This window comes from Aurantibrevibacter litoralis (genome assembly GCF_034651555.1).
GTDB classification, from domain to species: Bacteria; Bacteroidota; Bacteroidia; order Flavobacteriales; family Flavobacteriaceae; genus Aurantibrevibacter; species Aurantibrevibacter litoralis.
This window is the reverse complement of sequence record NZ_JAYEEQ010000006.1, coordinates 1-24627: the sequence shown is the minus strand read 5'-3', so window position 1 is coordinate 24627 and position 24627 is coordinate 1. Positions and strand designations below refer to the sequence as shown.

The 24627-nt window shown below is 39.9% G+C and carries 26 protein-coding genes and 1 tRNA gene; 14 read left to right on the top strand and 13 right to left on the bottom strand.

Annotated elements, in window-relative coordinates; all coding sequences use genetic code 11:
- Positions 1–74: 74 nt before the first annotated feature.
- A tRNA-Met gene (locus U1E44_RS06850) sits at positions 75–147 on the bottom strand.
- A 218-nt stretch (positions 148–365) separates the two neighbouring features.
- On the opposite strand from U1E44_RS06850, the gene U1E44_RS06845 reads away from it, so the two are divergent.
- On the top strand, positions 366–1730 hold the full coding sequence (locus U1E44_RS06845; protein WP_322930319.1) for an alanine/glycine:cation symporter family protein: 1365 nt from the start codon (positions 366–368) through the stop codon (positions 1728–1730).
- Positions 1720–2604: a GTPase Era gene (era, locus tag U1E44_RS06840; protein WP_322930318.1), complete on the top strand. Its 885-nt coding sequence runs from the start codon at positions 1720–1722 to the stop codon at positions 2602–2604. The genes U1E44_RS06845 and era overlap by 11 nt, the downstream gene beginning before the upstream one ends.
- Before the next feature lie 2 nt (positions 2605–2606).
- On the opposite strand, the gene U1E44_RS06835 is transcribed toward era, so the two are convergent.
- A complete protein-coding gene (locus U1E44_RS06835) occupies positions 2607–3098 on the bottom strand; it encodes a hypothetical protein (protein WP_322930317.1) in 492 nt (163 codons plus the stop codon).
- A 327-nt stretch (positions 3099–3425) separates the two neighbouring features.
- On the opposite strand from U1E44_RS06835, the gene U1E44_RS06830 reads away from it, so the two are divergent.
- Positions 3426–4133, top strand: a complete 708-nt coding sequence (locus U1E44_RS06830) for an acetyltransferase (protein ID WP_322930316.1) — start codon at positions 3426–3428, stop codon at positions 4131–4133.
- A gap of 150 nt (positions 4134–4283) precedes the next feature.
- On the top strand, positions 4284–5588 hold the full coding sequence (gene der / locus U1E44_RS06825; RefSeq protein WP_322930315.1) for a ribosome biogenesis GTPase Der: 1305 nt from the start codon (positions 4284–4286) through the stop codon (positions 5586–5588).
- A 189-nt stretch (positions 5589–5777) separates the two neighbouring features.
- On the opposite strand, the gene U1E44_RS06820 is transcribed toward der, so the two are convergent.
- Genes U1E44_RS06820 through U1E44_RS06800 form a run of 5 tightly spaced genes read right to left on the bottom strand, consistent with a single transcriptional unit; the run spans position 5778 to position 8944 of the window.
- A complete protein-coding gene (locus tag U1E44_RS06820) occupies positions 5778–6575 on the bottom strand; it encodes a TPM domain-containing protein (RefSeq protein ID WP_322930314.1) in 798 nt (265 codons plus the stop codon).
- 1 nt (position 6576) lies between these two features.
- Entirely contained in the window at positions 6577–7014 is a 438-nt protein-coding gene (locus U1E44_RS06815; protein WP_322930313.1) for a TPM domain-containing protein, read from the bottom strand.
- Position 7015: 1 nt separating this feature from the next.
- Entirely contained in the window at positions 7016–7615 is a 600-nt protein-coding gene (locus U1E44_RS06810; RefSeq protein ID WP_322930312.1) for a LemA family protein, read from the bottom strand.
- 22 nt (positions 7616–7637) lie between these two features.
- Complete coding sequence (locus U1E44_RS06805; protein WP_322930311.1) at positions 7638–7967, bottom strand: MerR family transcriptional regulator; 330 nt, start codon at positions 7965–7967, stop codon at positions 7638–7640.
- Positions 7967–8944 carry a M23 family metallopeptidase gene (locus U1E44_RS06800; protein WP_322930310.1) on the bottom strand — a complete coding sequence of 326 codons (978 nt, stop codon included), beginning with the start codon at positions 8942–8944 and terminating at the stop codon, positions 7967–7969. Before U1E44_RS06800 ends, U1E44_RS06805 begins: the two co-directional genes overlap by 1 nt.
- Positions 8945–9048: 104 nt before the next feature.
- Between U1E44_RS06800 and alaS the strand changes: the two genes are divergently transcribed.
- The 3 genes from alaS (at position 9049) to U1E44_RS06785 (ending at position 13401) form a co-directional block, all read left to right on the top strand.
- Positions 9049–11667 (top strand): alanine--tRNA ligase, encoded by a 2619-nt coding sequence (gene alaS, locus U1E44_RS06795; RefSeq protein ID WP_322930309.1) that lies wholly within the window; start codon positions 9049–9051, stop codon positions 11665–11667.
- 59 nt (positions 11668–11726) lie between these two features.
- A complete protein-coding gene (locus tag U1E44_RS06790) occupies positions 11727–12698 on the top strand; it encodes a GSCFA domain-containing protein (RefSeq protein WP_322930308.1) in 972 nt (323 codons plus the stop codon).
- A gap of 76 nt (positions 12699–12774) precedes the next feature.
- Positions 12775–13401 carry a DUF4230 domain-containing protein gene (locus U1E44_RS06785; protein ID WP_322930307.1) on the top strand — a complete coding sequence of 209 codons (627 nt, stop codon included), beginning with the start codon at positions 12775–12777 and terminating at the stop codon, positions 13399–13401.
- On the opposite strand, the gene U1E44_RS06780 is transcribed toward U1E44_RS06785, so the two are convergent.
- The 3 genes from U1E44_RS06780 to U1E44_RS16765 all read right to left on the bottom strand — a co-directional run bounded on the left by U1E44_RS06780 (position 13369) and on the right by U1E44_RS16765 (position 16065).
- Complete coding sequence (locus tag U1E44_RS06780) at positions 13369–15126, bottom strand: aromatic amino acid hydroxylase (protein ID WP_322930306.1); 1758 nt, start codon at positions 15124–15126, stop codon at positions 13369–13371. The genes U1E44_RS06785 and U1E44_RS06780 overlap by 33 nt on opposite strands.
- A gap of 96 nt (positions 15127–15222) precedes the next feature.
- Positions 15223–15840, bottom strand: a complete 618-nt coding sequence (locus tag U1E44_RS06775) for a DUF4136 domain-containing protein (RefSeq protein WP_322930305.1) — start codon at positions 15838–15840, stop codon at positions 15223–15225.
- 75 nt (positions 15841–15915) lie between these two features.
- Positions 15916–16065 carry a DUF5522 domain-containing protein gene (locus tag U1E44_RS16765; protein WP_323673859.1) on the bottom strand — a complete coding sequence of 50 codons (150 nt, stop codon included), beginning with the start codon at positions 16063–16065 and terminating at the stop codon, positions 15916–15918.
- Positions 16066–16389: 324 nt separating this feature from the next.
- On the opposite strand from U1E44_RS16765, the gene U1E44_RS06770 reads away from it, so the two are divergent.
- The 4 genes from U1E44_RS06770 to hemL are packed head-to-tail and all read left to right on the top strand — an operon-like array spanning position 16390 to position 19691.
- Entirely contained in the window at positions 16390–16644 is a 255-nt protein-coding gene (locus U1E44_RS06770) for a hypothetical protein (protein WP_322930304.1), read from the top strand.
- 6 nt (positions 16645–16650) lie between these two features.
- Positions 16651–17556, top strand: coding sequence for a 1-aminocyclopropane-1-carboxylate deaminase/D-cysteine desulfhydrase (locus U1E44_RS06765; protein ID WP_322930303.1), 906 nt, complete (start codon positions 16651–16653; stop codon positions 17554–17556).
- The gene (locus tag U1E44_RS06760) at positions 17553–18395 is read left to right on the top strand and encodes a glucosaminidase domain-containing protein (RefSeq protein WP_322930302.1); all 843 of its coding nucleotides are present in this window, start codon (positions 17553–17555) and stop codon (positions 18393–18395) included. Before U1E44_RS06765 ends, U1E44_RS06760 begins: the two co-directional genes overlap by 4 nt.
- Before the next feature lie 6 nt (positions 18396–18401).
- Complete coding sequence (hemL, locus tag U1E44_RS06755) at positions 18402–19691, top strand: glutamate-1-semialdehyde 2,1-aminomutase (RefSeq protein WP_322930301.1); 1290 nt, start codon at positions 18402–18404, stop codon at positions 19689–19691.
- 60 nt (positions 19692–19751) lie between these two features.
- On the opposite strand, the gene U1E44_RS06750 is transcribed toward hemL, so the two are convergent.
- The 3 genes from U1E44_RS06750 to lysS form a co-directional block, all read right to left on the bottom strand.
- The gene (locus tag U1E44_RS06750) at positions 19752–20228 is read right to left on the bottom strand and encodes a hypothetical protein (RefSeq protein WP_322930300.1); all 477 of its coding nucleotides are present in this window, start codon (positions 20226–20228) and stop codon (positions 19752–19754) included.
- A 149-nt stretch (positions 20229–20377) separates the two neighbouring features.
- The gene (locus tag U1E44_RS06745) at positions 20378–20545 is read right to left on the bottom strand and encodes a hypothetical protein (RefSeq protein ID WP_322930299.1); all 168 of its coding nucleotides are present in this window, start codon (positions 20543–20545) and stop codon (positions 20378–20380) included.
- Positions 20546–21045: 500 nt separating this feature from the next.
- A complete protein-coding gene (gene lysS, locus U1E44_RS06740; RefSeq protein ID WP_322930298.1) occupies positions 21046–22737 on the bottom strand; it encodes a lysine--tRNA ligase in 1692 nt (563 codons plus the stop codon).
- 287 nt (positions 22738–23024) lie between these two features.
- Between lysS and U1E44_RS06735 the strand changes: the two genes are divergently transcribed.
- The 3 genes from U1E44_RS06735 (at position 23025) to U1E44_RS06725 (ending at position 24412) form a co-directional block, all read left to right on the top strand.
- Positions 23025–23180 (top strand): YqaE/Pmp3 family membrane protein, encoded by a 156-nt coding sequence (locus U1E44_RS06735; RefSeq protein WP_322930297.1) that lies wholly within the window; start codon positions 23025–23027, stop codon positions 23178–23180.
- 64 nt (positions 23181–23244) lie between these two features.
- Positions 23245–23970 (top strand): lipoyl(octanoyl) transferase LipB, encoded by a 726-nt coding sequence (gene lipB, locus U1E44_RS06730; protein WP_322930296.1) that lies wholly within the window; start codon positions 23245–23247, stop codon positions 23968–23970.
- 280 nt (positions 23971–24250) lie between these two features.
- Positions 24251–24412: a hypothetical protein gene (locus U1E44_RS06725; protein WP_322930295.1), complete on the top strand. Its 162-nt coding sequence runs from the start codon at positions 24251–24253 to the stop codon at positions 24410–24412.
- Positions 24413–24627 lie beyond the last annotated feature (215 nt).

Below are 24627 nucleotides of genomic sequence, written 5' to 3'. Positions count from 1 at the left end.
CGTAGTAATCGTCAAACACCACAAACTACTTTAAACAAGAAAAGAGAACCGTAAAATTAGTTCTCTTTTCCTTGTAGCGGGAACTGGACTCGAACCAGTGACCTTCGGGTTATGAGCCCGACGAGCTACCTACTGCTCTATCCCGCGATATATGTTCAAATGCCGTTAAAGGCAGGCTATTTTCATTTTTCCGTTCAGTCGAGTAGGTACCCTGTCCTGAGCGAAGTCGAAGGATTTTGTTGTTACCTCCGTGTTGGGCTACAAAGATACAATCGTTTTTTAGTCTAATCCAAATGAATGCCGATATTATTTTTTGAACCCCAACGATAAAAATTAAATTAACTACTTTAGGGCTTTATAAACGTATGGAAGCTATCAATAATTTTCTTAAGGCCATTATTCCTTTTTCGGAATGGATAATGCTTTTTTTTGTAATCGGAGGGGGCATATATCTTGTCTTTTATTCCCGTTTATTGCCGTATAGATATTTTAAACACGCCATCGCTATTACGGCTGGCAAATATGACAACCCCGATGATCCGGGCGATGTAAGTCATTTGCAAGCACTCTCCTCGGCAGTAGCGGCCACAGTGGGTCTCGGCAATATATCGGGAGTAGCGATAGCCATCTATTATGGCGGTCCTGGGGTAGTTTTTTGGATATGGATAACAGCACTCATTGGCATGTGTATTAAGTTTTATTCCTGTAGTTTGTCGATTATGTTTCGCGAAAGAGACGTACAAGGCAATTTACAGGGAGGGCCAATGTATTACATTACTCAAGGAATGGGTAAAAAAGCGAGGCCCTTGGCCGTTTTTTTTTGTGTGGCAGGGCTTGTGGGTTTTCTTGGGGTGTTTACGGTAAATCAATTTACACAAACCTTTATGAGTGTAGTAGAGCCCGACACTTCAATAATGGCCTTAGGAGCGTTTAATTGGAAACTGATCATTGGAATCTTACTATCTATACTCACTTCGTTTGTAATTTTTGGAGGACTAAAAAAAATAGCTAAAGTGGCAACGGCCATTGTTCCTTTTATGGTACTGTTATATTTTGGGGCGGTCGTGGTCATTATGGTGGCCGATGCAGCAAATATTATCCCATCATTAAAGCTTATTGTGACAGAGGCTTTTGATTTTAATACGGCCCTAAAAGGAGGGTTTTGGGGTTTGGTTATTTTAGGCGTACGCCGCGCCGTATTTTCTAATGAATCGGGTCTGGGTAGTGCGCCTATGTATCATGGGCAATCCAAAACAAACGAACCTATACAAGAGGGTCTAGTGGCCATGTTGGGACCGTTTATAGACACTATAATTGTGTGTACCATGACCGCAGTAATAATAATTCTGAGTGGGGCGTATTTGGAAGCTGATGGAAATGGTATTGCAATGACACTCTATGCTTTTGAAAAATCGCTTTACGGTTATGGCCATATTTTATTAATGATCATCGTTTCGGCGTTTGCTTTATCTACGCTCTTTACCTATTCGTATTACGGCACAAAATGTCTGACCTATTTAACGAATATCAAAATTGGGAAATTATTCAATATATATTACGTAGCAACCATTACCTTTGCCGCAGTAGCTTCGGTAGATTTGGTCATCAATTTAATAGATTTGGCGTATGCACTTATGTGCATCCCCAACATGATCGCGGTTGTTTACTTGGCACCAAGGGTAAATATGGAAATGAAACTGTATTTTTCAAAACTAAGAAATGGAACATAAAGCGGGATTTGTAAATATTATAGGGAATCCCAATGTAGGAAAATCTACCTTGATGAATGCGTTTGTGGGCGAGAAACTCTCTATTATTACTTCCAAAGCACAAACCACAAGACATCGTATTTTAGGCATTGTTAACGGTGACGATTTTCAGATGATTTTATCAGATACTCCGGGAATCATAAAGCCCGCCTATGAGCTGCAATCTTCTATGATGGATTTTGTAAAATCGGCCTTTGAAGACGCCGATATATTGCTCTATATGGTCGAGATTGGTGAAACTTCATTGAAAGATGAACGCTTCTTCGAAAAAATACAGCGCAGCGAAATTCCGGTATTGGTTTTGTTGAATAAAATTGATATTTCGGAGCAATCTGTATTGGAAACTCAAGTGCAGTATTGGCAAGAACAATTGCCAAAGGCTGAAATACATCCCATATCTGCCCTGCAAAATTTTAATGTAAAAGAGGTTTTTCATCGTATTTTAGAGCTCTTACCCCTGTCGCCTCCGTTTTATCCAAAAGATCAATTAACAGATAGGCCGGAACGTTTTTTTGTGAATGAAATTATTCGGGAAAAAATTCTACACTATTACAAAAAGGAAATTCCCTATTCGGTAGAGATAGAGACCGAAGAATTTTTTGAGGATGATGCCATTATACGAATGCGTTCGATGATCATGGTAGAGCGAGATTCCCAAAAGGGGATTATTATTGGACATAAGGGTGAGGCCTTAAAAAGGGTAGGCGTAGCGGCACGAAAGGATTTAGAAAAATTCTTCGACAAGCAAGTTCACATGGAAATGTATGTAAAAGTCAATAAAAATTGGCGTAGCGATGCAAACCAATTAAAACGTTTTGGGTACAATCGGCGCTAAATTTAGGGCTCTAGAACGGATTTCATAAACGCATTCAATGCGTTCATTTGAGGCTTTCCTTTATGTCGCCCAACTCTTCCAAAAAAATAAAGGGCAAACCAAATTACGATTAGCATAACCATTGCGGTAAGTTGCAGTCCGTAAGGCTTTTGCAACGCAAGATTAGAATACAGCCAAACACCCAGGGCAATAAATAAGGTGGCCACCCCAAAATGCACGAACATAAAAAATGTCCATAAGGTAGGATTTGGACCAAAAAGACCGTGAATAGTACAACTTTCTTCGTTTTTTTCTACAATTTCTAGATGCAATTGGGGCGACCAAAAATGACTGTTCTTTTTATTAAATCGTAAAAACACATGATCATCTACCCTAGAAACAATAAAGGGCGATTGTTGACTTTTTTCGAATACATCTAAAAGGAAAGCTTTGGGTTTTTTAATTTCTCTTTGAAACCGAGGCCGTAAAGCCAAATCATTAATTTTTGGTGTCATTGGTGTACCTCGTTAGAAACATCAAAAGATACTATTTTATACCGAACTATAGAAATGGTTTTGAGAATAACTTTAGGCTTCCTTAAATTTCAGTTGTCAGACTTCATTCCAAGTTGCGGTCGTCTTGTGGCCGTAGGTTTTTTTGTACACGCAAAGTATGCTTCAATTTGTATAGTTGATGCTCGGACGTAATTTTTTAAATGGTTGTAAATCAATTTAATAATTAAAATCGCCTTCTATTACGTCGAAAACACCTCCATTTCTTGGAATTCTGACAGAACTATTTATATCTTTAAATCATCGATGAACGGCAAAAATAATCGACGAATGAAGAATATCGTAATAATTGGTGCCTCCGGCCATGGGAGTGTTGTTCTCGATTGTATTGAGAAAGAAGGCCTATTCAAGGTTATAGGATACATCGATTCCTATAAAAAAAAGGGTAAAAAACATAATGGTTTGGATATTCTGGGTAGCGAGTACGAGATTCCTTACCTCATTGAAAAGCACAATGTATATGGAGGCATAATTGCTATAGGCAATAATTGGATTCGTCAGGAATTGGTGGCTAAGATTGCTAAATTGGCTCCTAATTTTCAATATATTACCGTGGTGCATCCTAGTGCCACCATCGGAAAAGGGGCGCATATTGGTCGGGGCTCGGTTATAATGCCGGGCGTAATAGTAAATTGCAACTCTTGGGTGGGCGATTTTTGTATTATTAATACCAATGCCTCTCTTGGTCATGACAGTAGAATGAACAATTTTTCTAGTCTAGCGCCAAGGGTTTGCACCGGAGGGAATTTTGTGTTGGGTAAATTTTCGGCAATCTGTCTTGGCGCAAACATCATAGAAAACATTACCGTTGGCGAACAAACCGTAATTGGTGCCGGTTCCTTGGTGGTTACAGACATACAGCCTTACGTAGTTGCCTACGGCGTCCCTGTGAAAGTAATACGGCAAAGAAGTGCCGGCGAACCTTATCTTACCGGCGACAAGAAAAGTTATTTGGCAAAAGTTGTTAATGATAAGTAGCATTCGTGAACTGCAGATTTGTGCAGATACTCCTTCCTATATCCTAAAAAATCACTTTTTTTCACTTTTGTAGCTACCGGTATTTTGGTATTCCTGCGAGGATGGACTTACTTCAGATTTTAATGGTACTTTTGCAGAAAATTAAAATATATGAGTGCAATTGTAGCTATTGTAGGCAGGCCAAATGTGGGGAAATCTACGTTATTTAATCGACTTATTCAACGCAGAGAAGCCATTGTAGATGCAGTTAGTGGTGTTACAAGAGATCGTCATTACGGAAAAAGTGATTGGAATGGTACCGAATTTTCGGTGATTGATACCGGTGGATATGTCTTAGGCAGTGATGATGTTTTTGAAAAGGAAATTGATAAGCAAGTAGAACTGGCTATTGATGAAGCCGATGCCATCATTTTTATGGTTGATGTGGAAACCGGTATTACCGGAATGGATGAAGATGTAGCTAGACTATTGAGAAAAGTAAAAAAGCCTGTTTTTTTAACCATAAATAAAGTCGATAATTCCCAAAGAGAGAAAGATGCCGTAGAGTTTTATGCCTTGGGCTTAGGAGAATATTTTACCCTGTCTAGCATGAACGGTAGTGGCACCGGCGAATTGCTGGATGCGCTTGTAGCGGTATTGCCCGAAAAGGAAACGGTTGTTGAAGATTTACCTCGTTTTGCGGTGGTAGGAAGACCTAATGCCGGTAAATCATCATTTATCAATGCCCTCATCGATGAAGAGCGGTATATTGTAACCGACATTGCCGGCACCACCAGAGATAGCATAGATACCAAATACAGTCGGTTTGGGTTCGAGTTCAATTTGGTTGATACGGCCGGTATCCGCAGAAAGGCTAAAGTGAAAGAAGATCTGGAATTCTATTCAGTAATGCGGTCTGTACGTGCTATAGAACACTGCGATGTGTGCTTAATAGTGTTAGATGCAACGCGAGGGTTCGACGGGCAGGTAGAAAATATTTTCTGGTTGGCGCAGCGCAACAATAAAGGAATCGTTATTTTAGTAAACAAGTGGGATTTGGTAGAAAACAAGGAAACCAATACCACAAAGCACTACACACAAAAGATAAAAGAAGCGACAGCACCTTTTACCGATGTTCCCATAATTTTTATGTCGGCACTAACAAAGCAGCGTATTTTTAAGGCTATAGAAACAGCGGTTCAGGTCTACCAAAATCGTGCGCAGAAAATTGTTACCCGTAAATTAAATGATCTCATGCTCCCTATCATTGAAAACAATCCGCCACCTGCGTATAAGGGAAAGTATGTAAAGATTAAATTCTGCACCCAATTGCCTACAGAATACCCTCAATTTGCTTTTTTCTGCAATCTTCCCCAATATGTTAAGGATCCGTATAAACGTTTTTTGGAAAATAAATTAAGAGAGGAGTTTAATTTTTCTGGCGTACCCATCACTATTTTTATGCGGAAGAAGTAGCGATTAGTTGTTGGTTGATGGTTGTCTGTTGATCGTTGTCTGTTGATGGTTGTCTGTTGATCGTTGTCTGTTGATGGTTGTCTGTTGATCGTTGTCTGTTGATCGTTGTCTGTTGATGGTTGTCTGTTGATGGTTGAAAGTTTAAAAAAATCTTGAAACCGAAAACCAGAAACTTTCGACTTACTCTCATCACCAACTGCCTCCGGCACCTCCTCCGCTAAAACCGCCACCTCCAAAGCCGCCCCCGAAACCACCACCTCCAAAGCCACCACCACGGGAACCGCCTCCAAAACCACCGCCTGAAGAGCGACCCATATTGCTGAGAATAATCATATCTAAAAGACTTGGACCCGATCTTCTGCCACGGTTTCCACCGCCTTGTCCACGACCGCGATTAGAGAGAATAATAATAACAATAATAAAAATGATAAAAGGTAAAAAGGATGCGAATGGGAAGGTGTCATTGGGCCCAAAAGACCGATCTTCGGCATAGGTGCCTTGAAGAATTTGGATAATGGCATTGGTTCCTTTATCTAAACCGGCATAATAATCGCCTACCTTAAATTCGGGAATAATTACGTTGCGAACAAGTTCTCCGGTAATGCCGGCCGTTAATTTGTGTTCTACCCCATAGCCCGGAGCAATCCAAACATGTCGCTCCTTAAAAGCGAGCAGTATAAAAACGCCATTGTCCTTATCTGCCTGTCCAACGCCCCATTCATGTGCCCAACGGGCAGCTAAAAGCCCTATGTTTTCTCCTTTTATCGTGGGTACAATATACACTACAATTTGGGTAGAGGTGCTGTCAGCATAACGCAACAATTTTTGTTTTAAGGCTTGTTCTTGCGCCGTGTTGAGTAGGTCGGCTTCATCATAAACACTGCTTTGAGTTGCAGGTTTTGGGGGCACGGTAAACTGCCCCGTTGTTGTAGAAATTGTAACAATACCGAAAATGAGATAAAAAAGACACCGCAGTGATACGCTCATTTTATCCTTTTGAGAGTTCATTCGTGAGTTCATTTTCATCTCCCTTTTGCCATGGGAAATGTGCTTGTAATTTTTCGCCAGCCATGCGTATCCCTTCTATGATCCCCAGACTAAATTTTCCTTTACTAAAATGTACGTGCATTTGTGCTTTAATTGATTCCCAAAAGTCCTTGGGTACTTTGCTGTGTATGCCATGATCGCCCACAATGGCGTACGATTTGTTTGTGACGGCTACATAAAAAAGAACCCCTGTGCCGTCCTTTGTATTATCCATTTTTAAGGTATGAAAAAGTTCTTTGGCACGCGCTAAGGGAGGTTTATCGGTAAACGATTCTAAATGCACACGAATTTCTCCTGAAGTCTTTTTTTCCGCTTCGCATATGGCTTTTACAATATCGTTTTCCTCAGAGGCAGTAAGAAAATCTTCGACCTTTGACATTTTAATTAAAGTTAAAATCGACTTCTACCGGTTTTTCTGCCCCGGCTTCCGAATCAAAATAGGGCTTATCATCAAATCCAAACCAACCGGCAAGAACGCTGTTTGGAAATGTTTTTACATGCGTATTGTAGGGCTTAATAGCTTCGTTAAAGCGAACTCGAGCCGTCTGTATCGTATTTTCCGTACTTGTAAGTTCGTCTTGTAATTTTAAGAAATTTTGATTGGCTTTTAAATCCGGATAGCGCTCCACAGTAACCAATAATCGGCTTAAGGCACCGCTAAGTCCTCCCTGCACTTCATTAAATTGCGCCAACTGTTGGGGAGTAATATTTGTAGGGTCTATGCTTACAGAAGTAGCTTTGGCTCGTGCATCAATAACATCTTTTAGGGTATTGCGCTCAAAGTCGGCCGCACCTTGTACTGTTTTTACCAGATTGCCGATAAGATCATTTCTTCTTTGATAGGCCGTTTGCACATTTCCCCAACTTTCACTTACGTTTTCATTTAGTTTTATGGCCGTATTGTTAAAACCTACCGCCCATTGATAGAGTCCAAAAGCCACTACAGCAATTATCAGTACAGGGATGATCCATTTTTTCATAGTGATGTTATTAAAGTTAGTGTTATAATTGGTTTTTTATTTTGATGAGTTCAGCTTTAACTCGTTCTAATTTTTGGATGACTTCAAAGTTCGATAAGGTTTTTTGCTTTTCTTCTTTAAGGTGGGTTTTGGCGCCTTCAAGCGTGAAGCCCCGTTCTTTTACCAAATGAAATATCAACTGTAAGTTTTTAATGTCTTGAGGGGTAAATTTCCGATTGCCTTTGGCGTTTTTCTTTGGTTTTAGCACGTCGAATTCCTTTTCCCAAAATCGGATTAAAGAGGTATTTACACCAAAAGCACGAGCTACCTCACCAATGCCGTAATATCTTTTTTCTGGAATATCAATATGCATTAATCCAAAGATTGGTTTTCTTGAGTGGCTATTTTCAACATATTTTCAAACTCTTCGGCCGTTAAACTTCCGTAATAGAAGTTTATGGGGTTTATGCGTTCTTCCTCTTTCCAAACCTCATAATGCAAGTGAGGTGCTTCTGAACGCCCGGTGCTCCCGACAAAGCCAATAATATCTCCTCGTTCTACTTTTTGTCCTATACGAACATTGTACTGACTTAAATGACCGTAAAGGCTTATGTATCCATAGCCGTGTTCTATTCGTATATGTTTGCCATAACCCGATGAGTTATTGTCGGCGCGTATTACTTTTCCGTCTCCGCTAGCATAAATGGGAGTGCCCTGAGGTGCTGTAAAATCCATTCCCCAATGCATTTTTCGAGCCTTTGTAAATGGATCTGATCGCCATCCATATCCGGAAGCCATCCTCGTAAGGTCATCATTATTAATAGGTTGTATGGCCGGGATGGCCGCAAGTAGTTTTTCTTTTTCTTCGGCTAATTTGGTAATCTCATCCAAGGATTTGGATTGTATCACCATTTGTTTTTGAATGACATCCATACGCTTTGTGGTTGCCATAATCATTTCCGAATTGTTAAATCCCTCAAGCGTCTTGTACCGGTTAACGCCCCCAAAACCGGCGCGACGTTGTTCTTCAGGGATAGGATTAGCTTCAAAATAAACACGGTAAATGCTGTTGTCTCTATGCTCAATATTGTCAAGAACTTGTTCAATTTGCTCCATTTTCTTGTTCAAAAGCTCAAATTGAAATTCATAGTTTTTTACCTCTCTCTGTAAGGAAAGTTCTCTTGGTGTGTTCACTAAATTGGTGTTGAGTAGCACCACAAGCCCCAAAAATCCTGAAAGAAAAGAACCCAAAACAAACAAAGCAGCAAAGCTGTACTTCCTCGACTTTTTTGGTTCTATCTTTCGATAAGAAAGGGTATCCGGGTCGTAATAATATTTTACCTTAGACATAAATGGATTTTATCCTATTTTTGTGCTTTCGTTTTCTCAAAACACACAAATATAAAAATTGTTTTGCTTAAACTGTTAAAATTATAAAAAGCTTACCAATTTACATGAAATCCAGCGAAGTAAGAACCCAATTTTTAGAATTTTTTGAAAGGCAAAATCATACTATTGTGCCTTCTGCCCCTATGGTGATTAAGGATGACCCCACCTTGATGTTTACCAATGCCGGGATGAACCAATTTAAAGAATATTTTTTAGGTATTGGTACACCCAAAAGCAAGCGCATTGTGGATACCCAAAAATGTCTTCGTGTAAGTGGTAAGCACAATGATTTGGAAGAGGTAGGAAAGGATACCTACCATCATACCATGTTTGAGATGTTGGGCAATTGGAGTTTTGGTGATTATTTTAAAGAAGAGGCAATTACATGGGCTTGGCAACTACTTACAGCCGTTTTTAACATAGATAAAGATCGATTGTACATCACCGTTTTTGAGGGTAGTACCGACGCCGATAACCTAAAACAAGATACTGAAGCACTGGCTATTTGGAAAAAAATTGTTCCGGAAGACCGAATCTTATTTGGAAACAAAAAGGATAATTTTTGGGAAATGGGAGATCAGGGACCTTGCGGACCCTGTTCAGAAATCCATGTAGATATCCGGCCAAATGCAGAAAGGGAAAAAATACCCGGGGCAGCTTTGGTAAATAAGGATCATCCTCAGGTGGTAGAGATATGGAATTTGGTATTTATGCAGTATAACCGAAAGGCCGACGGGCAACTGGAAAATCTACCTGCAAAACATGTAGATACCGGTATGGGTTTCGAAAGGTTGTGTATGGTCTTGCAAGGGGTGCAATCCAGTTACGATTCGGATATTTTCGTGCCTATTATCCGAGAAATTGAAACCATTACAAATACGACCTACGGAAAGGCCGAAAAGGAAGATATTGCCATTAGAGTTGTGGCAGACCATATCCGTGCGGTTGCCTTTGCGATTGCAGATGGGCAATTGCCAAGCAATACCGGTGCAGGCTACGTTATACGGCGAATTCTGCGAAGGGCTATTCGTTATGGTTTTACTTTTTTAGGAACCAAGGAACCATTTATGTATCGTTTAGTGAAAGTGCTTACAGAAACTATGGGTACCGCTTTTCCGGAATTGCAAAAGGAACGACAACTCATAGAAAATGTCATTAAGGAAGAAGAACATTCATTTTTGCGCACCTTAGCGCATGGATTGGTGTTGTTAGATAATGTTTTAGCTACTGTCAAAGGAAAGCGAGTGGATGGAAAAAAAGCGTTTGAGTTGTATGATACTTTTGGTTTCCCTATAGATTTAACCGCACTCATTCTACATGAGCGCGGATATGATTTAGATGAAAAAGGGTTTCACGCTGCGTTATTGCAACAAAAGGAACGATCGCGCTCGGCATCTGAGATTTCTAAGGAAGATTGGGTTAATGTACAACCGAGTAGTGGGCAAGATTTTGTGGGGTATGATACGCTCGAAGCCGACGTACAATTGGTAAAATACAGAAAAATAAACTCTTCCAAAGAAGGAGAACAGTATCAATTTGTGCTAAATCCAACACCTTTTTATCCAGAGGGAGGAGGACAAGTTGGCGATAAGGGGTATTTGGAGTTTCCCAATGGCGATGTCGTTTATATAGAGGACACCAAGAGGGAAAACAACGAAATTATTCATTTTTCTAAGAATTTACCCGAGATTACTAAGGGCAGCGTGCTAAGAGCTATTGTTGATAAAAAGCAACGCCAACGCACCGCATGCAATCATACGGCTACGCACTTGTTGCATCAGGGGTTACGAGAAATTTTGGGAGTCCATGTAGCGCAAAAGGGTTCTGCCGTAAATTCAAAATACCTGCGATTCGATTTTTCACATTTTGCTAAATTATCGGTTGATGAATTGCGGGCTGTAGAAAACTTTGTGAATGCCCGTATCGAAGGACAATTACCCATGCAAGAAAAAAGGAATATTCTCATGCAAGAGGCCTTAAATGAAGGTGCTATGGCCTTGTTCGGAGAGAAATACGGCGATACGGTACGTACGGTGCGCTTTGGGAAATCTATAGAACTATGCGGGGGCACCCATGTACAGAATACGGCAGATATTTGGCATTTTAAAATTAAATCTGAAGGTGCGGTGGCAGCCGGAATACGAAGAATAGAGGCCATAACATCAGACGCCGTAAAGGATTTTTATTTTGAAAATAACCGAACCCTTTATGAAATTAAGGATGTACTTCATAATGCGCAGGATCCACTAAAGTCGGTCGTAGCCTTGCAGGAAGAGAATACCGAATTAAAAAAGCAGCTTGCCGAATTGTTAAAGGAAAAGGCGAAAAGGGTAAAAGAAGATTTGTGTAATGAACTAGAAGAAGTAAACGGTATACTGTTTTTGGCGAAGCAAATAGATGTAGATGCGGCAGGAATAAAGGATCTTTCTTTTGAAATGGGTCAAAACCGTGAGAATTTATTTTTAATATTGGCATCCGATCAGGGCAACAAGGCACTTTTATCGTGCTATATTTCTAAAGAATTGGTAACGCAACAAAATTTCAATGCAGCTACTGTAGTTCGTGAGCTTGGGACATATATTCAAGGTGGCGGCGGGGGGCAACCTTTTTTCGCCACTGCGGGAGGTAAGCATCCGGCGGGTATCCCCAATGCGTTGGCAAAGGCCAAGGATTATGTAGGTTAAGCCACGCTATAGCAGATTTCTCTTTTTAGGTGTAATACCCCCTTTTTAAGAAAAAACAGATGAAACTTCAAACACAGGTGCCATTAATGCCGTCCAAAAATCGGATCGATTACACGAGCAGGCTGTTAGTGCTTGGTTCTTGTTTTGCAACGCATATTGGGGCTAAATTACGGTACTATAAGTTTCAATCTGTTCAGAATCCTTTCGGAATACTATTTCATCCCAAGGCTATAGAACGGTTGATATTAAGAGCCATTCAAAGGGAACCGTACACGGAAAACGATCTTTTTTTTCGCAATGAACAATGGCACTGTTTTGATGCGCATTCCGATATGAGTGATACGCATAAAGAGCGGTTGCTTGAAAACCTGAACACCCAATTGCAGCATACTTTTCAACAATGCGCAACAGCAACGCATATTGTGATCAGTATAGGTACGGCTTGGGTGTATCGGCATAAAGCATTTAACCAATGGGTAGCCAATTGCCATAAAGTGCCACAAAGCGAATTTACGAAAGAACTTCTGAATATTGAAGAAATTGAAAATAGTATATCTCGTATTATAGAAGCAATACGAAACATGAATCCGGCTGTTCATTTTATAGGTACCGTTTCGCCGGTACGCCATTTAAAGGATGGATTTGTAGAGAATCAGCGGAGTAAAGCACATATAATTTCGGCCTTACACCACATTGTACAACAAGCGCATTTCAGCGAAGTGGTATCCTATTTCGAGAGTTATGAAATCATGATGGATGAACTTCGCGATTATCGATTTTATGCCGAAGATATGGTGCATCCTAATCGTCTTGCTGTGGCATATATTTGGGAAAAGTTTAAAAAAAGTTGGATTTCGGAACCTAGTTATCCCATTATGGAAGTGGTAGATGGTATTCAGAAAGGCTTGAATCACAGACCGTTTCATGCAGAATCGGAGGCCTATCAGACCTTTAAAAAGGGCATAGCACAGAAAATCTCGAATTTAAAAGAGGATTACCCGTTTATGGATTTTCAAGGATCAGGTATGTAATTGCCGGTTCACTAAAGAACAAAAAACAAATACATTTAAATGCTTTATTGTTAGGTGGTTGTAAATATTGGTTACGATGAAAAAAATTATTTATGGGGCGTTGATTGCCTTGGCCTTCGTTTTTGTTATTCGCTCGTGTAGCGATGATAAAAGGGAAAAGTCGATTTTAAAGGAAAACAGTATGCTGATACAGCAGCAGATTGAAAATGTGTCCAAACTTATTGTAACCGAAGGACATTTTGCAGAAGTGTATAGTTATAAAGATTCGCAACAGGTATTTGGTTCTTTATTTACGGCAGATAAAAATGCTTTGGTGGTGGTAAATGCCGAGGTTATGGTGGCTTATGATCTCAGTAACATTAAATTTGAGATTGATGCGCCCAACAAAACCCTAAAAATTCTAAGCATTCCGGAACCGGAAATAAAATTGAATCCGGATTTTGAATATTACGATATTACGGCAGACTACTTTAATCCTTTTAAGGCCGATGACTACAACAAAATAAACCAAAATGTACGGGCATCGCTCCTGAAAAAGATCGAGTTTTCATCGCTTAAAACCAATGCCGAAAATAGATTGATAAGTGAGTTATCCAAATTTTATATTCTAACCAATTCATTGGGGTGGCGTTTGGTTTATGGGGAAATACCCATAACCAGTCCTGAAGAGTTACGCCTTACTAACGAAATTCCCATCAACTAGCGCAAGTCCGTCATCTATTAATTGTCCTACTTCCGGACGACATTGTTTCACGGTATTTAGATGCTCATTAATTTCTGCTGCAAAGACGGTATCCTCATTTTTTTTGGCCAATTCATACAATTCTACCGACAAAAGCCAATCTGTAGGGTGCTTCAATTTAAGTTCTTGAAAAACCTTATTACGAGAAATTGTAGTGTTTCTGCCTTCTCTGTAATCTCGTATTTGACAATACAAACGATCTAGGGCATTGCTTGCTGCGGACTTTTTTTGTTTTATGGTGGTCGACGTTAATTCATGTGTACTTAAATCGAAACTGTTGAAATCTGCCGGGCCGTTAAAACAAGACACAATAGCTTCTCCTACAGCCATAACGTAAAGGTTGTTATCGGATTTAAAAAGAACGGCACCTTGGTGTGTAACAATGCAGTCGGCAAAGGTAATCAGTATGATTTTGCCTTTAAGGTTTCGTGTGCCGGTAACGATTTTTCCACTCACAATGACATCGCCCTCAAATTCCAACGTAACGGTTTCACCTTCATAAATAGTATAGGCTTTAAGATCGCGTGGACTCATATTTTCAATGGCTAAATTGATACCCTTGAGCTTGCCTATGGGCGATCCAAATCCATTCGGATGGTTTTTAGTGCCATGCCCAACCAGTTCTTTTTCTCTGTAAGATAAGGCCGTTTTTCCATTGGTTTTCAGGAATACCGGATTGTTGTTATATGTGATAACCTCTGTAAAATGCCCCGATATTTGTAATCCTGTACTTAACTCTACCGTACCAAGAGCATTAGAGGCTATGAGCTTCTCTAGACCTGCCAATCCACCTGTGCGCAAGGCCATGGTTTGGGCAAATTCCTCTAAAACTTCACTCAAAAACGCAAAATCTGGTGTAACAAACAGTTGGGGTTGTGGTTTGGTAATGTCAAAGGCGGTGTGGGCAGCTTTAACGCTGTAAGGTATTTTTTGTACCTTCTCGGTAAGGCACCAGGCACTTTCTCCTATAGAGGACAATAAACCTGCGCCGTATATTTTAGGATGATCTGGCGTTCCAATGAGGCCGTATTCTACCGTCCACCAATGCAAATTGCGAAGGAGTGCCATTTCGCTTGGTTTCCCCATATTTTGTTGCAACGCTTCAATTTGTATTTCTGCTTGGATGACGTCCATTTCTGAAGCGTCTGCAGACTCCTTTAGGATAGACAATCGTCTTACACTTTCGTATATTTCATAATCCTTTGCATTGGAAATGGCCTTGCTTCCAATTTCCCCGAAGCGTCGTAGATATTCTGCATATTCCGGATTGGCAATGATAGGGGCATGTCCGGCACCTTCATGAATAATATCCGGTGCGGGCGTGTATTCTATGTGTTCTAATTGTCGAATGTCGGAGGCAATAACGAGTACATTATAGGCCTGAAATTCCATAAATGCAGCCGGGGGAATAAAACCATCTACGGCAACCGCTGCCCAACCAATGTCTTTTAAAATTCGGTTCATGCCATACATGTTGGGAATATATTCTATGGCAATGCCGGTTTTTTGCAATCCTTCTACATAGGAGGCATGTGCTACCCGACTTAAATAATTTCGATTTTTTCGCATTACATAACGCCATACCGCTTGGTCCACAGCAGAGTATGTCTCATAGTTTTGAGGTTTTATGTATTGCCTCAGGTGTTTTGGAAGCTTGTCGAGGATCGGATTGCTCGTATAGGACATAAGAATCTCTTTATTAGCTACATAAAGGTACAAAATGAATGGTGTACAATTTATAGCATGCTTCTCACAAAAAAAACCGCCATTTGGCGGTTTTCATTAGTTTATGGCTGCAATAACCACAGGGGGATATGCCTGCAAAATTTCGGAAACAAATTCTTTAATGCGCTCTTCTTTCTTTTCTACCTTTTTTATATTATTGAGCGTACCAACGCCTCTTCCTTGCCACACTAATTCTTTCCTTCTAGCGTCAATAAGATCTATATAAAGGGAACCTTCGGTACTGGTGCTAACGGCATTTCCTCCATAACCAAACGGACCTCCCCAAAGCCATGGATTATATCCAAAGCCATACAAACCCCGGCCATAAAAGCCGCCACCAAAAAATCCGGGGCCATAAAAACCACCACCCCAATAATTGTTGTAAACATCTACTCGTTCCCGCTCTTTGGTAAAGATACTCACCAAAATATCCGGATCGTTAGATTTTATAAACCCCCTTGCCTCCATCTCAGATTCTATGGCACTAAGAATTCTTTTTTTATCCAGATCGGATATTTGCGCTTTATCTATTCCTGTTTTGAAAAAGGCATAGGTTTTAAAATTGTTGAAATTAGCCTCCTTATCATAATCGGCTAAAACACGAACCGACGAGCCACAAGAAGTCAACAGAAAAAGCAGAAGTAAGGGTGCTGCTAAAATTTTTAATTTTTTCATAGCGGTAATTTTTATGTTAAAAACTCTTAAAAATAATTTCAAAAATCATGCCAAATAGCGAGTTTTAAGTTGTTGCTATTTCTTTGGATCAAAGCCGTAAGGGCAATGTCTACAATTACTTTCGCAACAATAGCCCCTTTTTAAAAGAAATTGAGCTGTAAAAACTTTATAACCCTCCGGGGACAGATAAAAATCTCCGGGTTCTAAGGGAATTATCTCTTTCATCTAAATGCAAAAAGCGCCATCGGTTACTATTCGTTTCTTCATTTACGTTACGCAAGTCTCCTTTTTATCTATTTCTAAAAAGGTTGGCTAACACTAAAGTTAGTTTTTATTGATTATATATGATACAATAGTCTTATTTTTAACCATTAATTTAACAAGTGCCCACCCTTTTAAGGGTCAGGTATGATACCACTGTTGAGTGGGTACTTTTTTTTTGCGACGTAATTTGTATTTTATGAAAAAAGTATGGTAGTTGTTTTTAGACATTTTTTCTTCAAAAATTATGTAGGTCTTTCGCTGTGGCCTTTTATCATTATAAAAGAAATGAAGTATAGGCAAGATTCGGTACTTCTAAACCACGAGCGAATTCACTTAAAACAACAACAAGAGCTTTTGATCTTCCCTTTCTATATTCTTTATATACTAGAGTGGTTGTTAAAACTTTGTTGGTATCGGAATGCGAAGCAGGCTTATCTCAATATTAGTTTTGAGCGCGAGGCGTACAACAATGAATATAACTTAGGGTATCTTAACGGGCGAAAATCATTTTGTTTTATTGGGTATCTTTGGGGTAATTAGCACCCCATGAAGAGTAACAATCAGCATATTGTATTACCACTTTTGGAAGATCATAAGGTGTCGCTCTTTATTAAAAGGGAAGACCGTAACCATCCTGTTATTTCAGGAAACAAATACCATAAGTTAAAATACAATATTAAGGAAGCTGAGAACTTAGGTTACAGCACATTACTTACTTTTGGCGGTGCGTATTCTAACCATATTATTGCAACGGCTTGTGCCGGGCATGAACATGGTCTACGGACCGTGGGCGTCATTAGAGGCGAAGAATTGGCTGTAAAATGGCAAGACAACCCCACTTTGGTTAAGGCAAAAGCATATGGAATGGTATTCAAGTTTGTTTCGCGTGCCCAGTATGCGCATAAGGAAAGTCCCGATTTTCATAGTTATTTGTATCAGGAATTCGGTTCTTTCTATTTGCTTCCAGAAGGCGGGACTAATGCATTGGCCGTAAAAGGATGTGAGGAAATTTTAGTACCCGAAGATGCTGATTTTGATTTCATTTGTTGTGCCGTGGGCACCGGTGGTACCATGGCCGGTATCATCAATGCGGCAAAAGCGCATCAGCATATTTTAGGATTTCCGGCGCTGAAAGGGGATTTTTTGCAAAAAGATATTTGTAATTTTGCGGTAAAGAAGAATTGGAGTTTACAGACCAAGTATCATTTTGGAGGTTATGCCAAAGTTTCGCAGGAATTAATTGCTTTTATAAATTCTTTTAGGGAAGGAACGGGAATCCCGTTAGAACCAATTTATACCGGTAAAATGATGTATGGCATTGTAGACCTTATAAAAAAGAAACGTTTTCCAAGCGGTGCCAAAATACTAGCGATCCATAGCGGTGGCTTACAGGGTGTTGCGGGTATAAATAAGGTATTAAAAACTAAAAAGTTACCATTATTACACGTATGATTAGGAGATTGGCGTTTTTGTTTCTTGTTGCCGTTATAGGTACAGGTTGTGGCTCTAAAAAGAAAATAGCAGCCAAAAGGAAATCGAGCACAACCCAAACGATAGTTCAAAGTAAGCCGAGCGAAGGAAGCAATACAGCCCATGATTCGGATTACCTATTGCCTGTAGATACAGGGAAATTTGTAAAATTTCCTATTGCCTCTGTAGAAGAGTATATAGAAACTTTTGCAGAAATTGCTCAGTTTGAAATGAAAGCGTATGGTATCCCGGCTAGTATTACCTTAGCACAAGGCATATTAGAAAGTGGTGCCGGACGCAGCAATCTTGTACAGCGTACCAATAATCATTTTGGGATAAAATGTCACACCGGATGGAACGGAGACTTTGATTATCACGACGATGATGAGAAGGGAGAGTGCTTTCGCAAATACAATCATCCTATGTATTCCTTTAGAGATCATAGCGAATTTTTATCCTCGCGTGCGCGTTATGCTTTTCTTTTCGACCTTGCGAGCGATGATTACCACGGGTGGGCCAAAGGACTCAGCAAGGCAGGTTATGCCACCGATAAACGGTATCCACAAAAATTAATTTCTTTTATAGAACAGTACAAGTTAGATCGCTATGATGCGCATATTTTGTCCAAAGGCACTGTAGTACAAAAAGTACCTAAAGAATTTGATTTTACCACACACACGGTGCAGAAGGGCGATACCTTATATTCGCTCTCGAGGCGGTATTATGTCTCCGTAGAGGAATTAATGAAATTGAATAAAATGAAAGATACAGGGCTTTCCATTGGGCAAGAACTTATCGTTAAAACCATTAAAAGTAAATAAACAGCAATGTTATATCAGCGAAGCAGTGCCCTTTTTGAGGCAGCCAAAAAGGTGATTCCAGGCGGAGTAAATTCACCTGTACGAGCTTTTAAATCGGTAGGGGGTACACCCATTTTTGTACAAAAAGCCCAAGGCGCCTATTTGTATACCGAAGATGAACACAAACTCATAGATTATATTTCTTCATGGGGACCATTGTTGTTCGGGCATGTGTATGCCCCTGTAGTAGAAGCGGTTATACATGCTACAAAAAAAGGCACCTCTTTTGGGATTCCTACCGCACTAGAAACCGAACTTGCAGAACTGGTGGTTTCCATGGTACCCAATATTGATAAGGTTAGGTTTGTAAATAGTGGCACCGAAGCTTGTATGAGTGCCATACGTTTGGCCAGAGGATTTACAGGCAAAGAAAAAATTATAAAATTTTCAGGATGTTATCACGGGCATTCCGATTCTTTTTTAATACAAGCGGGTAGTGGCGCAGTTACCTTCGGAAGCCCAAACAGTCCGGGGGTTACTCAAGGTACTGCAAAAGACACCCTATTGGCACAATACAATAATTTGGAAAGTGTGGAAGCTTTGGTGAAAGCCAATAAAGGAGAAATTGCAGCACTTATTATAGAACCTATCGCCGGCAATATGGGGTGCATTATTCCAAAGGAAGAATTTATGAAGGGACTAAGGGATCTTTGTTCTCGTGAAAAAATTTTATTGATTTTTGATGAGGTAATGACCGGTTTCCGTCTTGCTCAAGGCGGTGCTCAGGAAGTTTTAGGTGTTGCGGCAGATATAGTCACTTTTGGAAAGGTTATAGGAGGAGGTCTGCCCGTGGGGGCTTTTGCTGCCCGTGCAGAAATTATGGCACATTTGGCTCCGGATGGTCCGGTGTACCAAGCGGGAACTTTAAGTGGTAATCCACTAGCCATGAGCGCTGGACTAGCCATGCTAACTGCCATAAAAGAGAACCCAGGTGTTTTTAAAAGTATTTCAGACAAAACCGAATACCTGCATAAAGGGATGGCAGAAATTTTACAAAAACAACAAATTGCACATACCATTAATCGTTTTGGAAGTATGATTTCGGTTCATTTTACAGCAGAAGAAGTGGTAGATTTTGAATCGGCAAAGTTGGGCGACAATCTAAATTTTAAAACCTATTTCCATGGAATGTTGGCTAAGGGAGTCTATTTGCCGCCCAGTGCATACGAAAGCTATTTTTTAAATGATGCCTTGTCTTACGATGATCTTGACGCTACACTAACGGCTTTGGAACGTGTTGTGCATCAACTAAATTAAAGCCATGTCTTTGCTTCACGCATAGACATGGCTTTACTAAAATGTAGTGGACACTGAAGACTATCTTTTACCGGGTTTACTTTTCGGATATCGTCCATCATGTCTAGAACCATGGCGATGGCCTTGCTTCTTACCGCTTCTTTGGTTCATGCTTTTCCATTTTTCAAATTGATCTTTGTTTAGAATCTGTTTCATTTGCTCTTGTACAGCAATTTGATGATCTAAACGGCTGTTAGCCATTGCGAAACGTTCTTCCGATGTGGGTCTTTTCGTTTCTCCGGATTCTTTTTTGGTTTTGTAGGCTTCCATTTTAGATTGCCGAAGTTTTGCATTTTCTAAATTCAATTTTTCCACTTTGCCTTGTTGCTCTTTAGACAGCTCTAAGGCTAGCGTCATTTGCTTCGTACTCAAGATGGCCATTTGTTCGGGTGTCATTTTTGTATGGCTCGAGGTATGCGATTTTCCTTCTCTGGTGTTTTCTTGTCCTACCGCAGAAATAGCGGCCAAGAACAACAGCGTAAAAACTAAGTTTTTCATGATTTCTATTTTTTAAAGATTATGTACTTAGGACTGTGAAGGTTTTATAAAGTTTAATGAAGCGGAAAGGATTAGGATAAATTTAACGTAAGGATGTAACAAAAAAAGCCCGGATATTTCCGGGCTTTATACGATTTATAGGGATTATATTATTCCAGCAATCGCGTTAAAGTAGCAGATTGCTCTAAAATTTCTACACTAGATTTTGCAATTTCTTTTCCTTCATGGGTGCCAGCAGCAGTATCAAATGACATATAAAAGATGGAGGAGGTAACAAAGGCTAAGAAATATAATGTACTTTTTAGTTTGTAAGACATGGCATTGTTTTTTTTAAATCATATCTCTAAAGTATACCAATTTTTAGTTGCTTTTAGGGAAATGTTGTCAAATTGCTTTGAAACGGCATCAACTACTACATGGGTGTAGTTTAGTACTTTCGTTGATCCGATTAATCTACTTTTTGTCGAGAACTTCGTTTTTTGCCTGCGCCACGAAATAGCGTTTTACCATGAAGCCGGATCAAAAAAACATCAAAAAAGAAGAATCTATTGTAACAATTTAAAAAGAATGAAGTCTATAATAGAAAGAATTCATTTTTCAATTAGCGAGTTAGTCAAGCGTAACGCCTTTGCCAAGCAAAGGCGTTACCTTTTACTCGAAAATGAAGATTTGAAAATGCTGAAGTTCGCTTACCCATAGCGATCCTATTCATTGCGGCATGCGCAGCTAGGCGGGTGTGCAAACGTAATTCGAAGGCTTGGTGTAATTCCTTGCAGGCTTGTTTCCGGATCGTTTGCAAAAACGATCTTCGGCTGCTTTAATCTTGCAATGTACAAACTAGGACTTCACCTTCTTTACTCACCGTAACCAATCCAATTTTGGTTAAGTTTTTTAAGCTTTTGTCCCAAGCCTTGTTGCTAAGTCCTGTACAATCTTTTAATTGGACTAACGGAAGTCGTTTTTCGGGTTTTAAGAGATCCACAATAATTTTTTCATTTTCGGAAAGTTCTAAAGCTGCTTTTTCGGGTCTCATTTGTGGAAAGAAGAGCACTTCCTGAATGGAGGCGTTATTGGTTAGAAGCATTACCAATCGATCTATCCCAATACCAATACCACTGGTAGGAGGCATACCATACTCTAGAGCTCTTAAAAAGTCTTGATCTATAAACATGGCTTCATCATCGCCTTTTTCAGAAAGTCGTAATTGTTCTTCAAAACGCGCTCTTTGTTCTATGGGATCGTTGAGCTCTGAATACGCATTGGCCAATTCTTTGCCGTTTACCATTAGTTCAAAGCGTTCGGTTAAGGCCGAATTAGAGCGATGTTCTTTTGTTAAGGGACTCATTTCCTTAGGGTAGTCGATGATAAAGGTAGGTTGTATATAATGGTGCTCACATTTCTCTCCAAAAATTTCATCTATTAGTTTTCCTACGCCCATGCGTTCATCCACTTCTAAGCCTAGTTTTTTTGCCGTTTCCCGAAGCTCACTTTCAGACATATCCGCAACATCGTAACCCGTATGTGTTTTTATAGCCTCCAGAATGGGAACCCTTGCGTAAGGAGCCTTAAATTCTATTTCGTTTTTCCCCACGGTAACTTTTGAGGTGCCGTTGGCATCGATAGCTACTTTCTCCAAAAGTTGCTCTGTGGTGTCCATCATCCAATGATAGTCTTTATAAGCTACATAGAGTTCCATCACTGTAAATTCCGGATTATGTGTACGATCCATACCTTCATTTCTGAAGTCTTTTGAAAATTCGTATACCCCGTCAAATCCGCCTACTATTAATCTTTTTAGATATAATTCGTTGGCAATTCGCAAATATAAAGGAATGTTTAGCGCATTGTGGTGTGTTAAAAAGGGACGTGCTGCAGCACCTCCTGGTATGGGTTGTAAAATAGGGGTTTCTACTTCCAAATATCCCCGTTCGTTATAAAATTGGCGAATGCTATTGGTAATTTTTGTACGTTTAATAAAGGTTTCCTTAACCCCAGGATTTACTACTAAATCTACATAACGTTGTCTGTAACGGAGCTCCGGATCATTAAATTCATCATATATCTTACCGTCGGTATCTACTTTGGGAAGCGGTAGGGGACGGAGTGCTTTACTTAACAATGTAAAACCCTTCACCAATACGGTTTTTTCGCCAACCTGTGTAGTAAACAGCACCCCTTCAACGCCAATGATATCGCCAATGTCTAATAGTTTTTTATAAACCTCATTATATTGTGTTTTGTCTTCACCCGAGCAAATTTCATCACGGTTAAAATATACTTGTATGCGCCCTTCACTGTCTTGCAACTCGGCAAAGGAAGCTTTACCTTGTATTCTTCGCGACATCAATCTGCCGGCAATAGTTACCTTTTTTCCTTCCTCAAAATGAGCTTTTATGTCTTTGGAAGTGGCATCTACAGGATATAATGCTGCCGGGTATGGATTTATGCCCAATGCTCTCAATTTGGTTAATTTTTCCCTTCTGATGACCTCTTGCTCCGTTAGTTGCATACCCTTGGTTTTAAGCCTGCAAATATAGCTACTCTTCGCAAATCTATCAATCTTGGTTCTAATGATTTTGTAATGCCTTATTTTTGTGGGTAAGTTGTGTAACAAATGCAGCTATTTAATGTCTGATATCTAAAATAGAATGGGTTTTAGAAGTAGGTTCTCCGTCCATTTTTTAGTGCGCGAGGCGTTACCATTTAGGTTAGAGTTCAGGCGATCTTAGCGTAGTTTTATTTTTTTTATCAAAATAAATTTAAAAATATGATTTTATCCCCTAAAAAAGGAACACTATGAGTTTTTGGAGAGTTGTCTTGGCCATCATATTCCCGCCATTGTCCGTTATCGGGAAAGGTTGCGGTTCTATTTTTATTGTATTTCTACTTACGTTGTGCGGTTGGGTGCCGGGCGTTATTGCGGCCTTGGTTATTTTAAACAAACCCGATTAGGTATCGCTATGTCAAAAGGCTACGGGGCTACCATTTTACCCATCAGGAACCTTATCTTTGTACCATGAACAAAAAAGTACAACTTAAAGATTTAGGGGTAATGGACTATAAGCAGGCCTGGGATTATCAGGAACAGCTTTTTCAAGAAATGTTGGCGATTAAAGTAAGAAATAGAAGAGAGGCCATTACCTTAGAAACACCAAATTATTTATTGTTTGTGGCACATCCGCACGTATACACCATAGGTAAAAGTGGTGATATTGCTAATTTGTTGGTCGATGAGGCTGTGTTGAATGAAAAAGGCGCACAATTTTTTAAAACGAATAGAGGTGGGGATATTACGTATCACGGACCAGGGCAAATCGTAGGGTATCCGCTGTTAGACCTCGATAATTTTTTTACAGATATCCATAAATATTTACGCTTTTTAGAAGAAACCGTTATTTTAACCTTGGCAGATTATGGTCTTAAAGGGCAGCGGTCTCCCGGAGAGACTGGAGTTTGGTTGGATGTGGGAACGCCGTTTGCACGAAAAATATGCGCCATGGGTGTACGAGCCAGCAGGTGGGTTACCATGCATGGTTTTGCTATGAATGTGAATGTAGATCTCGGTTATTTTGATTTAATGATTCCCTGTGGCATAAAGGGCAAGGCAGTTACTTCCTTGAACGTGGAATTAGGTGTTGCCCAGGTAGATTTGGTGGAGGTAAAGCGGAAACTGGTGCGCCATTTTAGTTCCCTTTTTAAGGCAGAGATCGTTCAAGATCCAAAGGAAATAGTGCACTACTAAGTCTTCCTTTTTAAAAGACGTGTTAAAGAAAATGACCTTGTTTTATGGAGGGAATGAGGTGAAATTAGGCGAAAGAAAAAGGGGTTCTCCTAGCAGCGATGCCCAAAAATAAACTAGCCCGTCTGGCTGAATTCATTGGGTTATTGTAGATAAGCCAATTGAAAAATAACTATTGCCAACAATGGTAGTTGTTGCGCAAGCCCATAAAGAGTCAAAAAAAAGCAATTTATAAAAGTCTCTTTAAGAGACTTTTTTGTTTCCCGCTCAAATAAAAAATTTCTTGAAACTGACTATCCCCGAGGCAAGCCATAGGGGTATTTCGCAAGTTTCATTTTGGCCTTTGGGCCAAAATCCGAAATTTTGTATTTCACCTCACCCGGAACTGCAAAAAGACAGTTCCGATCGCTCCAAAGGAGAGGTAAATAGGAAACCCCGACCCTAGGGTCGGGGAATCTTTAGATTGAAGGGCATATTTTTCATGCTTTTCGGTGGTTCCCAGAAGTAATGAAGGACACTTTTTGTCGATTGAATATGGGTGGCTCAATAACAACATACCTAATCGGAAATGGTTTTGATTTATTTAGCCATCCCCCGTTTTTTTAATTGAACTTCAGATGCAGTTGCCCAGGGCACGGATATGGCACGGTGTTTTCTATA

Bases quoted from the DNA above. Each gene is read 5' to 3' on its own strand.
- U1E44_RS06845 (WP_322930319.1), top strand. From the start codon at position 366: ATGGAAGCTATCAATAATTTTCTTAAGGCCATTATTCCTTTTTCGGAA.
- era (WP_322930318.1), top strand. From the start codon at position 1,720: ATGGAACATAAAGCGGGATTTGTAAATATTATAGGGAATCCCAATGTA.
- U1E44_RS06835 (WP_322930317.1), bottom strand. From the start codon at position 3,098: ATGACACCAAAAATTAATGATTTGGCTTTACGGCCTCGGTTTCAAAGA.
- U1E44_RS06830 (WP_322930316.1), top strand. From the start codon at position 3,426: ATGAAGAATATCGTAATAATTGGTGCCTCCGGCCATGGGAGTGTTGTT.
- der (WP_322930315.1), top strand. From the start codon at position 4,284: ATGAGTGCAATTGTAGCTATTGTAGGCAGGCCAAATGTGGGGAAATCT.
- U1E44_RS06820 (WP_322930314.1), bottom strand. From the start codon at position 6,575: ATGAGCGTATCACTGCGGTGTCTTTTTTATCTCATTTTCGGTATTGTT.
- U1E44_RS06815 (WP_322930313.1), bottom strand. From the start codon at position 7,014: ATGTCAAAGGTCGAAGATTTTCTTACTGCCTCTGAGGAAAACGATATT.
- U1E44_RS06810 (WP_322930312.1), bottom strand. From the start codon at position 7,615: ATGAAAAAATGGATCATCCCTGTACTGATAATTGCTGTAGTGGCTTTT.
- U1E44_RS06805 (WP_322930311.1), bottom strand. From the start codon at position 7,967: ATGCATATTGATATTCCAGAAAAAAGATATTACGGCATTGGTGAGGTA.
- U1E44_RS06800 (WP_322930310.1), bottom strand. From the start codon at position 8,944: ATGTCTAAGGTAAAATATTATTACGACCCGGATACCCTTTCTTATCGA.
- alaS (WP_322930309.1), top strand. From the start codon at position 9,049: ATGAAATCCAGCGAAGTAAGAACCCAATTTTTAGAATTTTTTGAAAGG.
- U1E44_RS06790 (WP_322930308.1), top strand. From the start codon at position 11,727: ATGAAACTTCAAACACAGGTGCCATTAATGCCGTCCAAAAATCGGATC.
- U1E44_RS06785 (WP_322930307.1), top strand. From the start codon at position 12,775: ATGAAAAAAATTATTTATGGGGCGTTGATTGCCTTGGCCTTCGTTTTT.
- U1E44_RS06780 (WP_322930306.1), bottom strand. From the start codon at position 15,126: ATGTCCTATACGAGCAATCCGATCCTCGACAAGCTTCCAAAACACCTG.
- U1E44_RS06775 (WP_322930305.1), bottom strand. From the start codon at position 15,840: ATGAAAAAATTAAAAATTTTAGCAGCACCCTTACTTCTGCTTTTTCTG.
- U1E44_RS16765 (WP_323673859.1), bottom strand. From the start codon at position 16,065: ATGAAAGAGATAATTCCCTTAGAACCCGGAGATTTTTATCTGTCCCCG.
- U1E44_RS06770 (WP_322930304.1), top strand. From the start codon at position 16,390: ATGAAGTATAGGCAAGATTCGGTACTTCTAAACCACGAGCGAATTCAC.
- U1E44_RS06765 (WP_322930303.1), top strand. From the start codon at position 16,651: ATGAAGAGTAACAATCAGCATATTGTATTACCACTTTTGGAAGATCAT.
- U1E44_RS06760 (WP_322930302.1), top strand. From the start codon at position 17,553: ATGATTAGGAGATTGGCGTTTTTGTTTCTTGTTGCCGTTATAGGTACA.
- hemL (WP_322930301.1), top strand. From the start codon at position 18,402: ATGTTATATCAGCGAAGCAGTGCCCTTTTTGAGGCAGCCAAAAAGGTG.
- U1E44_RS06750 (WP_322930300.1), bottom strand. From the start codon at position 20,228: ATGAAAAACTTAGTTTTTACGCTGTTGTTCTTGGCCGCTATTTCTGCG.
- U1E44_RS06745 (WP_322930299.1), bottom strand. From the start codon at position 20,545: ATGTCTTACAAACTAAAAAGTACATTATATTTCTTAGCCTTTGTTACC.
- lysS (WP_322930298.1), bottom strand. From the start codon at position 22,737: ATGCAACTAACGGAGCAAGAGGTCATCAGAAGGGAAAAATTAACCAAA.
- U1E44_RS06735 (WP_322930297.1), top strand. From the start codon at position 23,025: ATGAGTTTTTGGAGAGTTGTCTTGGCCATCATATTCCCGCCATTGTCC.
- lipB (WP_322930296.1), top strand. From the start codon at position 23,245: ATGAACAAAAAAGTACAACTTAAAGATTTAGGGGTAATGGACTATAAG.